Raw genomic sequence first — 12083 nt, 5'->3', positions numbered from 1 at the left:
GGCCTGGACCGAGACGTACGGCTCACAGCGATTCGCCGGGTCTCAGATACCGGTAGCCGCAGTCGGTCTCCTCGGCAAGCCACCTGTTGACGCTGCTCAGGCCGCGGTCGTTGATCTGGCCGTCGTGAATGGCGAACGCCCGCTGAGGCCGGACCGCGTTCACGAACTCGACCGCCTCCCCCGTCTTCATCCACGACCCCTGAGCCGGAACCAGCAGCGTCTCGATCGGCTGCTCCGGCACGTGCAGCGAGTCTCCGGGGTGGTAGACCGCGTCGTCGATGATGTAGCCGAGGTTCGCACAATCCGGCCGGCCGCCGTGAACGAACGCGTGCCGACCGCCGGTCGCACGTACGCGGAAGCCCCCGGCGGAGAAGTCAGTTCCGGCGGACACCCCAGTCACGTCCAGCCGTGGGATGTCCGCTCCGGCAGGGGCATGGACCGGCACGTCCAGCCCCGCGAGGCGCAGGACATCGATGTGATCCGCGTGTTCGTGGGTCACCAGCACGGCGTCGGCGCCCCTCAGCGCGGCCGGCTCGCTCCATGTCCCGGGATCGATGACCAGCACACGGCCCTCGTGTTCCAGCCGCACACATGCGTGGGTGTACTTCGTGATCCGCATGACCTTGAACCTATTCGCCCGCGAACGTCTCTTCCGCCGCGACGCCGAACTCCGTTGCCGCGGGGGCCCGAGGGGTCACAGGAGCAGAAGGGGGCAGTCATGCAGGGCGGGAGGTTCCCGTGGCACGAGACTCACGGAGGAAGACATGACGCTGCGACTGGGCCTGGGTCTGCCACAGATGAAGCACTTCGCGCCGGGAAGCGATGTGACGGCGGTGGCGCGGGAGGCGGAGGCGTGCGGCTACGACAGCCTGTGGGTCTTCGAACGCACCCTCGTTCCCGAGGATCCCGTCGACGGCATGTACGGCGTCGAGGGCCGCCCCTGGCCCGAGACCTTCCGGCACATCGCCGACCCTCTGGTCACGCTCGCGCAGGCCGCGGCGGTCACGGAACGGGTCCGGCTGGGCACGTCCGTGCTGGTCGGGCCGCTGCACGCTCCGTTCGACCTGGCCCGTGCCCTGGGCACGTTGAGCGCCGCGAGCGGCGGCCGTCTCGTCGCGGGCTTCGGCACCGGCTGGTCGCGTGACGAATACGCCGCGGCCGGCGCGGACTTCAGCCGGCGGGGTGCCCTGCTGGACGAACTGCTGGACGTGTGCGAAGAGGTGTGGAGCCCCGGCCCGTCGGCGTACGAGGGCAGCCGCATGCGTCTCGCCCCGGCGGACGTCGGGCCCAAGCCGCAGGCCGGCAGGATCCCGGTGCTGCTGGCCGCGAGCAACTCCCGCACCCTGGAGCGGATCGCCCGCCGCGCCGACGGCTGGGCCCCCTCCCTCACGCCCCACCCCGTCGTCGCCCGGACCCGCGCGAAGCTGCGCGAGCTGGCCGAGCGCAACGGCCGCGACCCGGACTCGCTCACCGTCGTGCAGCGGTGCAGCCTCCGCCTCACGGACAAGCCGCTCGACGCCGGGCGCAGGACGCACCAGGGCACCGTCGAGCAGGTCGTCGAGGATCTCGCGGAGGGCGTCGCGGCAGGTGTCGACGAGGCGATCCTGGACCTGCAGGCAGTGTCGCGCGACGCGGCCGAACTGACCGATGCGGCACGGGCGTTGCACGCGGCGGTGCGCAAGGCCGGCATGTGACGCCCGGCCGTCGCCGCCTCCCGCGCCGCGACACACCTCCGTATCCCCTCCGCAGCCCAGTGACACCGGAATGACGCCCGACGCAGGTGCGCTCATACGGCTCGCCCGGCCTGGTCGTCGACCTGTCGGCTGTGTCAGCGAAGCATGAGGGCATGGAACGCAGACGCGGCACAGAAAGGGATGCGCGGCATGCAGGACCACTCGGCACACGGTCGAGAAACAGTCGAGCGTCTGGTCGATCAGCCACTCGTTTGGCGTGACACGACCTACCAAGCGTGGTAGTGCGCCACCACACTTGGGATGTTGGTCATCCAAGGATGGGAGGTTCTGGATGAATGCCCAAGTCGCGACGAAACCTTGGGGATTGTCCCGGATGAAGCCTTTCCCGGCCACGGCTGTTCTCGACGCCGCCAGAGTCGTGCTGGATCCGAAGAGTCAGACGGGAAGGCGGATTGGGCCGGACGGCCGGGACGTTCCGGCTCTGGACAGGCACAAACGCTCCGAGACGGCCAAGGAGACGAACACGAGGACCTCCTTGGACGGCAACACGGATGAGGGCAGTGACCAGGAGGGGGACTCCGATTGACCACACCGGCGCCTGTCCTGGTGGTCACGCGACTGGACGACGCCACGGCCGACATCGTCGTTGAAGAACTGAACCGGCGCGCAGCGCCGGTTGTGCGGCTCGACCCCGGCGATTTCCCGACTTCGGTCACCGTGAGCGCGTACGTGGACAGCTGCGGGCTTGCCGGGGAGATTCGGACTGCCACCCGGGCCCCGGCCCTGGGAAGGGTGCGGTCCGTCTACTGGCGCCGACCGCGCCCGTACACCGCTCCCCCGGAGATAGAGGGGCCCGACGCCCGCTGGTGCGTCGACCAGGCCCGCTACGGGCTCGGCGGCATCCTGGCAGCGCTGCCGGACGCGCACTACCTCAACCACCCATGGCGCAACCGGGCTGCGGAGTACAAGCCGGCCCAACTGGCTGCGGCCGTGCGGTGCGGCCTGCAGGTTCCGCGGACGTTGCTGACCAACGACCCGGCGGAGGCGCGCCGATTCGTGCGCGAACACGGGCCCGCCGTCTACAAGCCGCTGTACAACACCGACTACACCGACAAGCAGGGCCGTGGCCTCACTGTCTGGGTCGACAAGGTCGATCCTGATGAACTGGACGCCGGAGTCGGCCAGACGATGCACCTGTTCCAGGAGTACGTGGAGAAAGTCGCGGACATCCGGCTCACCGCTGTCGGGGACCATCTGTTCGCCGTACGGATCGACGGCTCCCCGGGCGTGGACTGGCGTCGCCACTATGACGAGCTCGATTACACCCTCATCGACACACCACCTGAGGTGGCGAGTGCGGTGCACGACTACCTCGCCGTCTTCGGTCTGAACTACGGCGCCTTCGACTTCGGGCTTGACGCCGCCGGCACGTGGCACTGGCATGAGTGCAATCCCAATGGGCAATTCGCCTGGTTTCCCGAGCCCATCACAGGCCGGATCACTGCAGCCATCGCCGACCAACTCCAGCACCCCGACCGGAACCGCCCATGATGAGCAGCAGATCCTTTCGCCAAGGCCTCGTCGGCGAACTCAGAGCCCAAGGCCGGCTCACCGACCCGGCATGGCGAGCCGCCGTCGAAGCTGTGCCGCGCGAATTGTTTCTGGATGACGCTGTCTTCCGGCCCGACGGAACGCAGTGGGATCCCATCCGCCGCGAGCAGTTCGATGACGAGGACTGGCTCCGCCTGGTGTACTCCGACACCACCTGGGTTACGCAGATCGACGGCATGAACGCAGCGGAGGCCACCGGCCCGCTGTCCGGACGGCCCACCTCGTCGAGCACCCTGCCTTCTCTGGTGATGCGAATGGTCGAGCTCGCCGGTATCGGCGACGGCGACAAAGTGCTGGAGATCGGCACCGGTACCGGCTATTCCACGGCGATGCTCTGCCATCGGCTCGGCGACCAACTCGTGTACTCCGTCGAGTGCGACAAGGAACTGGCCGCGACCGCAGCGCAGCACCTCCACGCTGCCGGCCGGAGGCCGGCATCCGTCGTCGGTGACGGCCTGCGCGGCCATCAGGACGGAGCAGACTACGACGCCGTCATCGCCACCTGCGCCGTGCGCAGTATCCCGCCCTCGTGGCTCTGGCAGCTCAAGGACGGTGGCAGCATCACCACCACCATCAGCGGGTGGATGCTCGCCTCCGGGCTGATCCGCCTCGCCCTCGACGAAGAGGGGGTGGCCCGCGGCCGATTCGCCGGCGACCGCGTCACATACATGCTCGCCAGGCCACATGAACGCCCGCCGCGGCCCACCTTCTATCAGCACCCGGGCACCACCCGGGCCACCCGCGTGAACCCGGACATGCTGGAGGGCTGGACAGCGCGGTTCGTCGCGCAACTCGGCGCTCCTTCAGCCGAGTTGACGCGTTCGGGGGACGGTGTCGCCTTGGTCGACGTCGCCACCGGATCCCAGGCCTGGACCGAGCCGGACGGCGGCGGCTGGGCGGTCCATCAGGACGGCCCGCTGCGCCTGTGGGACCAGGTCGAAGACGCGCTGATGACGTGGCAGGAGCAGGACGCGCCCGATCAGACAGCGTTCGGCATGACCGTCACGGAATGGGATCAGATCGTGTGGCTCGGCGACACCGACGGCCCCCGCTGGCGCCTGCCACTCTGAGGCTCGCCTGACAGGTGGCGGCGCCAAGCGCAGTGCCCTGATGCGTTAACCGGCCCGTTCAGTCCTCCGGCAGCAGCACCGGAGCGATCTCGTCGTAGACGTCGCCCGGCCCCGGGTTGGACGGGTCGGTGCCGCCGCCGAGGTGGTGCAGCACGCCCCACACGGCGTTGAGCGCGGTCTGCACAGCGCCCTCCGCCCAGCCCGCCGTCCAGGAGATGTCGTCGCCCGCGAGGAAGAGCCCGCGCTTGTCCTCCGGCAGGTCGTCCTGCATGAAGTGGGTGAACAGCCGCCGCTGGTAGCGGTAGTGGCCGGGCAGATTGGCCTTGAACGCGCCCATGAAGTACGGCTCGTTCTCCCAGGAGACGGTGACCGGGCTGCCGGTGATGTGGCTGCGGATGTCGACCTTCGGATAGATCTCCCCCAGCGACTTCAGCATCACCTCCATGCGCTGATCGGCGTCGAGCGGCAGCCACTTGAGGCTGTCGTCGCACCACGTGTACGAGAGGCAGATGACGGCGGGCCGGTCCGGTCCGTCGTCCAGCAGATAGGTGCCGCGCGTCATCCGGTCGGTGAGCGTCATGCTCATCACGTCGCGGCCGGTCGGCTCGCCCCTGTCGTCGACGGCCTCGTCGAGCCAGAACGGCCGGTCCACGGGCACGAACAGCTTGGAGGACTCCATGTAGTGGGTGCGCTCCACGGCCGTCCAGTGGTCGATGGGCAGCAGCGCGTCGTCGCAGTCGATCTTGCTCAGCAGCATCCACGACTGGGCCGTGAAGACAGCCGCACGGTAGGTGCGGATGTCGCCGGAGGCGTCGGTGACGGTGATGCGGTTGCCCGCGGTGCGGCGCATGCGGGTGACGGCGGGACGGTGTCCCCCTCGCGCCCGGCCGCCCCGGCCGTCTCCCCCGTCCCGGTGGAGCGACGCCAGGGAGGTTCCGGCCGGCCAGTGCACGAGCTTGTCGGGCTCCAACTCCCAAAGCCGCTCCGGGAGTTGCTGGCTTCCGCCGACGATGCTGCGGTGGTCGTCGTCGGCGCCGGTGTAGACGACGCGGAGGATCTCCAGGATGGAGTTGGGGAAGTCGGTGTCCCAGCCGCCGGTGCCGAATCCCACCTGCCCGAAGATCTCGCGGTGCCGGAAGGAGGCGAAGGACTCCGAGTCGCAGAGGAAGCCGTAGAAGGTCTGGTTGTCGAGCTTGTGCACCAGCCGGGACCAGATCTCACGGATACGCGGCACGTCCCGCTCCCTCAACGCCCGCTGCATGGCGGAGAATTCGGCCCCGTCCTCCAGGCAGGCGTTCCAGGCGTCCATGACCCGGTGGAAGACGGGTGGAAGGTCATCGAGCGTACGGGCGTAGTGCGAGGTGCCCTTGAGGTCCACGACCGTCGAAGGCGTCGCGGGCGCAAGGGGGTTGGGGAACGGCTCGGTCTCCAGGCCGGTCAGCTCGACGTAGTGCTGGAAGGCGGTCGAGGACGGCGGGAAGCGCATGGCTCCCATCTCGGCGGTCAGTTCGCCCTCACAGCCCTCGAACCGCTCGGTGCGCAGCCGCCCGCCGATGCGGTCGGCTTCGTAGACGACGGGCTTGAGGCCGGCCTTCATCAGCTCGTAGGCGGTGACCATGCCGGAGAGTCCACCGCCGATCACGGCGACCTCGGTGCCGTGTTCCGTGGCGGGCACCGACCCCTGGCCCGCCGGGTGGGCGAGGAAGTCGTCGTAGGCGAACGGGAAGTCGGGCCCGGACATGGTCAGCGGCCTGGCGGCCGCGGTCGCGGGCTGCTGCTCCTCGTGTACGGCTGTGGGCACCGTGGACGTCATCGGCGCACTTCTCCTCTCCGGGGTACGGGTTGCTGCTCGGGCAGGGTTCGGTCGTTCTCGTGCGGGCTTCGGGCCCGGCGGCGGGCGGACGGACGGGCCGCCACGCACCGGAAGGCCGGGCGTCAGGCGGTGTAGAGCTCGGGCCGCCGGTCGGTGAGATAGCTGTTCTGCGCACGGGAGGCGTGCGGCAGACCGGAGTCGATGCGGGCCGTCAGCAGCTCCGGCTCCCGGCCGCCGCGTGCGGGGACGGTTCCGTCGGGCGCGGCGAGACAGCTGAGCCCGGCGAAGTCGAACTCCCCTTCGCGGCCCACGCGGTTGGCGTACGCGACGTAGAGCTGGTTCTCCCACGCGCGGGCGGGCAGGAGCGTCTCGGCCACGACGTCGTACGGGCGCATCAGCGCCGTCGGCACCACGAGCAGCTCGGTTCCGGCGAGGGCGTGGGCGCGCACGGCCTCGGGGAACTCCACGTCGTAGCAGATGAGCAGGCCGAGGCGGACGCCGTCCAGGTCGGCCTGCACCACGAGCCGGTCCCCTGGCGTGAAGTGGCGCCGTTCGTAGTCGCCGTAGAGATGCGTCTTGCGGTACCCGGCGAGAGGGGTCCCGTCGGGTCCGACGAGGGCGGCCGAGTTGTACAACGCGCCGCTGTCCGGGTCGAGTTCGGGATACCCGTACACGACGGCGATGCGGTGTGCCGCGGCGATGCCCGCGACCGCGCGGGCGGACGGGCCGTCGGCGGCCTCGGCGCGACCGGCGACGTCGTCGCCCAACGCGTAGCCGGTCAGGGAGAGTTCGGGCGTGACCAGGAGCCGGGCGCCCTCGGCGGCTGCCGCGCGTGCGGCGTCGTCGAGTGCTGCGAGACCGTCCTCGACGGTGCGCGGAACACCGGCGGGGCCCTGGTGCAGGGCGAGGCTCAGCGACGGCATGGGACCTCTGGCTGTGCTCGGGTGTACGGGCGCAGGCGCGAGCGCCGGGAGCCGCCCGTACGGATGTGCTGGGAACACTTCGACGGTACGGGCCGGGCATCCGGCGGACAAGGCTCATCCATTGCGCATCGGAGCGCATTCCGTTGCGTGTGGATGGCCATTCGCGAGAATTCGTTGCGCGAGTGCGGCCGCATCCGTTCGAGCCAGGACGGCATCGCCCGCTCAGGAGGGCCGGAACCTGTTGCGCGGATCGTCCCCCTGGCGTGAGCGCCCCGCGGTGGACCGTCCGGATCCGGGAAGGCGCGATCAGGCTCATTCCCTCTCCGGCCCTCACCCGCGGGTGGCCCCGAACCACCTGCCCGCCGCCGGGCGGGCCCATCCGCCCGCCCGGCGTCAGGTGCTGTCGCTCAGCGCGGCGCCCCCGCCGTGTAGCGGCGCAGCAGCGGTGAGAGCACCAGCACCGACTTGGTGCGTTCGACGAACGGCTCGCCTGCGATGCGTTCCAGCACCTGCTCGAAGTGCCGCATGTCGGAGGCGAAGACCTGCACCACGGCGTCGGCGTCGCCGGTCACCGTGGAGGCGGAGGCCACCTCCGGATAGCGGGCCAGTGCCCGGCGGATGTCTTCCGGCACGGTCTTGGAGCGGCAGTACATCTCGATGTAGCCCTCGGTCTGCCACCCGAGCGCCGCCGGGTCGACGCGGACGGTGAAGCCGGTGATGGCTCCCTCCGCCCGCAGCCGGTCCACCCGGCGTTTGACGGCAGGCGCGGACAGGCCCACTTCGGCGCCGATGTCGGCGTAGGAGCGGCGGGCGTCCTGGGAGAGGAGGTGGACGATGCGCTCGTCGAGGTCGTTGAGAGTCACTGCGGGGCCGTCACTCTTCCGTGCTCGCGGGGTCGGGTGCCGTCCTCAGCCGGGAGCGGCGTATCCCGTACCCGAAGTACACCACAGCGCCCACCGCCATCCAGGCGCCGAACACCCCCCAGGTGACGGCGTCCAGGGAGAACATCATCCACAGGCACAGGCCCAGTCCGACCAGCGGGAAGAGCGGCGAGAGCGGGACACGGAAGGCCCGTCGCATCTCCGGCCTGGTGCGGCGCAGCACGATCACGGCGACGTTGACGAGGCCGAAGGCGAAGAGGGTGCCGATGCTGGTGGCGTCGGCGAGGTTGCCGAGCGGCACGGCGGCGGCGAGCGTCCCGCAGAACGCGGAGACGATGACGGTGTTGGCGCGCGGGGTTCCGCTGCGGGGGTCGACCTTGGAGAAGACCGCCGGCACCAGGCCGTCCCGTGACATCGCGAAGAGGATCCGGGTCTGCCCGTAGAGCACGGTCAGCACGACCGACGCGATGGCGACGACGGCGCCGAAGGCGAGGAGCGTGGGCCAGAAGCCCTGTCCTGTGACGTTGTGCAGGATGCCGGAGAGCGCCGCTTCGCTGCCCTCGAACCTGTGCCAGGGCAGGGCACCCACGGCTACGGCGGCGACGAGGCAGTACAGCGCGGTGACCAGGACGAGGGAGAGGAGGATGGCGCGGGGAAGGTCGCGCTGCGGGTCCTTGGCCTCCTCCCCCGCCGTGGATGCCGCGTCGAAGCCGATGTAGGAGAAGAAGAGGGTGGCTCCCGCCGCGCTCACCCCGGCCATGCCCAGCGGCATGAAGGGCTGGTAGTTGCCCGCCCGTATTCCGGCGGCCGCTACGGCGCAGAACAGCAGCAGGGCGATCACCTTCACGGTGACCATGACGGTGTTGGCACGCGCGCTCTCCCGGGCGCCGCCGAGCAGGAATGCCATGGCCAGCAGCACGACGACGAGCGCGGGAACGTTGAACAGCCCGCCCTCGCCCGGCGGAGCGGACAGGGCCTGGGGAAGGTTCAACCCGAGGGTTCCGTGCAGCAGTTCGTCGATGTACTGGCCCCAGCCGACAGCCACGGCGGCCACCGAGACCCCGTACTCCAGCAGCAGACACCAGCCGCACACCCAGGCGACCAGTTCGCCCATCGTCGCGTAGGCGTAGGAGTAGGAGGAGCCGGCGACGGGGATGGTGCCCGCAAGTTCCGCGTAGGAGAAGGCGGAGAAGAGCGCCGTGAGGCCCGCGAGGACGAAGGAGACGATGACCGCGGGCCCGGCGTCGGGCACGGCCTCCCCGAGGACGACGAAGATCCCGGTCCCGAGCGTCGCCCCGATGCTGATCATGGTCAGCTGCCACAGGCCGAGGCTGCGCCGCAGTTCACCGCCCTCGCCTTGGCCGCCCTCGGCGACGAGCATCTCCACGGGCTTGCGGCGCGTCAGCCGCGGGACGCCGCCCTGCCGCCCGCCGGGGATCTTCGGTGTCTGCGGGCTGGCGCCCTGGTCCAACACGGCAACGGCCTCCTCGCTGTCGTTCTGCTACGGCGCACGACCCTACGAGGCACCGACGGCGGCGAGTAACTGGGCATCCTTGCGCGTACGCGGCGATCTGTTGCGCCCAAGAGGCCCGTGGAGGCGAAACGTTCAGGAACCCGGCTGCACACCCTGCACGCGTGCACGCACCCAGGTCCGGTCGTCGGTGAGGTAGGCGTCCACGGCGAGTCCGGCGTCGGACAGTGCCGCCTCGAACCGTGGCTCGGGCAGGTTCTGGGAGTAGAAGGTCTGCGTCCACCGGGCGTCCTCGAAGGCGTAGCCGATGCAGGTGCGCGAGACGCCGTCGCCGAGCGGCTCGATGGAGACGATGGAGACCTGCACGGGGCCGCTCTGCCAGGTGTCCCCCGCGCTCAGGCCCTCGTGCAGGCCGTCGCGTTCGCGCTGCAGCAGGACGAAGCCGTCCGGGGCGGTGTGCCGCACGCAGGTGTTCAGCAACCGGCCGCGCTGTGCGTCGTCGGCGGTGTTGACGAGGAACGAGGCGAGCAGCACGGCGTCGAACTGCCGCCCCAGATCGAGGTCTTCGATGGCGGACAGGACCGTCGGCGCGGTGTCCCCGATCTGGGCCAGCATCTCCGCGGACTCGTCCACGGCCGTCACCTTCAGGCCGCCCGCCACGAGGGGACGGGTCATCCGCCCCGCTCCCGCGCCGAGTTCGAGCAGCGAAGCGCCGGGCGGCACGGCCCCCAGCACGACGCCGGCCTCGCCGTGGGCGGGAAGGCGCGAGTACATCTCCACCGAGCAGCCGTCGCGGGTGAAGTCGCCGGGGCCGGTGCCTGAGTGTCCGTCACGCGTGAATGCCGTCATACGGGCATGGCAGCACGGTGCCACCCTTGCAGGAAGCGATTCGTCCGGAGACGAATTCACGGACGCACGCCGCGACTTCGCTCTCGGCGCGAGCGCCCCCCGGGCCCCTTCCCGGACCCGGGGGTGCCGCGGACCGGCCGCCCGGGGCCCTCACCAGCTGGCGTGCAGCGGCTCGCCCTCCGCGTACCCCGCGGCGCTCTGCACGCCGACGACGGCCTTCTCCGCGAACTCCTCGAGGGACGCCGCGCCGGCGTACGTGCACGAGGACCGCACCCCGGCGATGATCGCGTCGATGACGTCCTCGACACCGGGCCGCGCCGGGTCGATGAACATCCGCGATGTCGAGATGCCCTCCTCGAACAGGGCCTTGCGGGCACGGTCGTAGGCCGACTCCTCGCTGGTGCGGTGGCGCACGGCACGTGCCGACGCCATGCCGTACGACTCCTTGTACGCCCGTCCTTCGGGGGTGTGCTGGACGTCTCCGGGCGACTCGTACGTACCGGCGAACCACGAGCCGATCATGACGTTGGACGCACCGGCGGCCAGTGCCATGGCGACGTCCCGCGGATGCCGCACGCCGCCGTCGGCCCAGACGTGCTTGCCGTACTTGCGCGCCTCGGCGGCACATTCGAGCACGGCCGAGAACTGCGGACGGCCGACACCGGTCATCATCCGCGTGGTGCACATGGCGCCCGGTCCGACACCGACCTTGACGATGTCCGCCCCGGCCTCGATGAGGTCGCGTACGCCCTCGGCGGCGACGACGTTCCCCGCGGCGACGGGCACCTGCGGGCCGAGGGCCCGCACGGCTCGCAGCGCGTCGACCATGCGCTCCTGGTGGCCGTGCGCGGTGTCCACGACGAGGGTGTCGACGCCGGCCTCCAGCAGCGCCCGCGCCTTGCCGGCCACGTCGCCGTTGATGCCGACGGCGGCGGCCACCCGCAGCCGACCTGCCGCGTCCGTCGCCGGGGTGTACAGCGTGGCGCGCAGCGCGCCCTTACGCGTCAGGATGCCCACGAGCCGCCCGTCGGCGTCGACGGCGGGGGCGAGCCTGCGGTGCGCGCTGTCGAGCTGGTCGAACGCCTCACTCGGGTCGACGTCCGCCTTGAGGACGAGCAGATCGCGGGACATCACCTCTGACAGCTGCGTGAAGCGGTCCACGCCCGTCAGGTCGGACTCGGTGACGATGCCGACGGGACGCCCGTCCTGGACCACGACACCGGCTCCGTGCGCCCGCTTGGGCAGCAGGGACAGCGCGTCGGCGGCCGTCTGGTGCGGTGTGAGCGTGATGGGGGTGTCCAGCACCAGGTGCCGGCGCTTGACCCAGGCGGTGACCTCGGTGACGACGTCGATCGGGATGTCCTGCGGGATGACGACGAGGCCTCCGCGGCGTGCCACGGTCTCGGCCATCCGCCGGCCCGCGATCGCCGTCATGTTGGCGACGACCAGGGGGATCGTGGTGCCGCTGCCGTCGGGGGACGCGAGGTCCACGCCCTGCCGTGAGGCGACCGCGGAGCGGCCGGGCACCATGAAGACGTCGTCGTACGTCAGGTCGTACGGGGGCTGCTGGTCGTTCAGAAATCGCATACCGGCTCTCTCACCTGCGTTGTCGCTCATGCGGGGGCACTCCCCCCTGCGGAACCGGGGGGACCCACCCAGCGGTGACCGGGTGGGGGTGGGGAGTGAGTGCCGGAGGGACGGTGTCCGGGCTGTGGCTCCTCCTCCATCATCGCCGACCTCGACCGCGGGCGGCGAACCACCCCTCCGGCGC

The 12083-nt window shown here is 70.6% G+C and carries 11 protein-coding genes; 4 read left to right on the top strand and 7 right to left on the bottom strand.

What is annotated here, in order from left to right; genetic code table 11:
• Nucleotides 1-22: 22 nt before the first annotated feature.
• The gene (locus G4Z16_RS29780; RefSeq protein WP_197353667.1) at nt 23-619 is read right to left on the bottom strand and encodes an MBL fold metallo-hydrolase; all 597 of its coding nucleotides are present in this window, start codon (nt 617-619) and stop codon (nt 23-25) included.
• Nucleotides 620-764: 145 nt separating this feature from the next.
• Between G4Z16_RS29780 and G4Z16_RS29775 the strand changes: the two genes are divergently transcribed.
• The 4 genes from G4Z16_RS29775 (at nt 765) to tgmC (ending at nt 4375) form a co-directional block, all read left to right on the top strand.
• On the top strand, nt 765-1694 hold the full coding sequence (locus G4Z16_RS29775) for a TIGR03619 family F420-dependent LLM class oxidoreductase (RefSeq protein ID WP_197353666.1): 930 nt from the start codon (nt 765-767) through the stop codon (nt 1692-1694).
• A 331-nt stretch (nt 1695-2025) separates the two neighbouring features.
• Nucleotides 2026-2280: a putative ATP-grasp-modified RiPP gene (gene tgmA, locus G4Z16_RS29770; protein WP_197353665.1), complete on the top strand. Its 255-nt coding sequence runs from the start codon at nt 2026-2028 to the stop codon at nt 2278-2280.
• Nucleotides 2277-3245, top strand: a complete 969-nt coding sequence (tgmB, locus tag G4Z16_RS29765; RefSeq protein ID WP_197353664.1) for an ATP-grasp ribosomal peptide maturase — start codon at nt 2277-2279, stop codon at nt 3243-3245. Before tgmA ends, tgmB begins: the two co-directional genes overlap by 4 nt.
• On the top strand, nt 3242-4375 hold the full coding sequence (gene tgmC, locus G4Z16_RS29760) for an ATP-grasp peptide maturase system methyltransferase (protein WP_197353663.1): 1134 nt from the start codon (nt 3242-3244) through the stop codon (nt 4373-4375). The genes tgmB and tgmC overlap by 4 nt, the downstream gene beginning before the upstream one ends.
• A 58-nt stretch (nt 4376-4433) precedes the next feature.
• On the opposite strand, the gene G4Z16_RS29755 is transcribed toward tgmC, so the two are convergent.
• The 6 genes from G4Z16_RS29755 to G4Z16_RS29730 form a co-directional block, all read right to left on the bottom strand.
• Complete coding sequence (locus G4Z16_RS29755) at nt 4434-6188, bottom strand: flavin monoamine oxidase family protein (protein ID WP_197353662.1); 1755 nt, start codon at nt 6186-6188, stop codon at nt 4434-4436.
• A 122-nt stretch (nt 6189-6310) separates the two neighbouring features.
• Nucleotides 6311-7111, bottom strand: coding sequence for a carbon-nitrogen hydrolase family protein (locus G4Z16_RS29750; protein ID WP_197353661.1), 801 nt, complete (start codon nt 7109-7111; stop codon nt 6311-6313).
• A gap of 407 nt (nt 7112-7518) precedes the next feature.
• The gene (locus G4Z16_RS29745) at nt 7519-7974 is read right to left on the bottom strand and encodes an Lrp/AsnC family transcriptional regulator (RefSeq protein ID WP_197353660.1); all 456 of its coding nucleotides are present in this window, start codon (nt 7972-7974) and stop codon (nt 7519-7521) included.
• A 10-nt stretch (nt 7975-7984) separates the two neighbouring features.
• The gene (locus G4Z16_RS29740; protein ID WP_197353659.1) at nt 7985-9466 is read right to left on the bottom strand and encodes an amino acid permease; all 1482 of its coding nucleotides are present in this window, start codon (nt 9464-9466) and stop codon (nt 7985-7987) included.
• A gap of 132 nt (nt 9467-9598) precedes the next feature.
• Complete coding sequence (locus tag G4Z16_RS29735; RefSeq protein WP_197353658.1) at nt 9599-10312, bottom strand: class I SAM-dependent methyltransferase; 714 nt, start codon at nt 10310-10312, stop codon at nt 9599-9601.
• A 150-nt stretch (nt 10313-10462) separates the two neighbouring features.
• The gene (locus G4Z16_RS29730; RefSeq protein WP_197355010.1) at nt 10463-11899 is read right to left on the bottom strand and encodes a GuaB1 family IMP dehydrogenase-related protein; all 1437 of its coding nucleotides are present in this window, start codon (nt 11897-11899) and stop codon (nt 10463-10465) included.
• Nucleotides 11900-12083 lie beyond the last annotated feature (184 nt).

Origin of the sequence: Streptomyces bathyalis (genome assembly GCF_015910445.1) — a bacterium.
Lineage (GTDB): Bacteria > Actinomycetota > Actinomycetes > Streptomycetales > Streptomycetaceae > Streptomyces > Streptomyces bathyalis.
The sequence above is the reverse complement of the archived record's forward strand: the minus strand, read 5'-3'. Positions and strand labels throughout refer to the sequence as shown.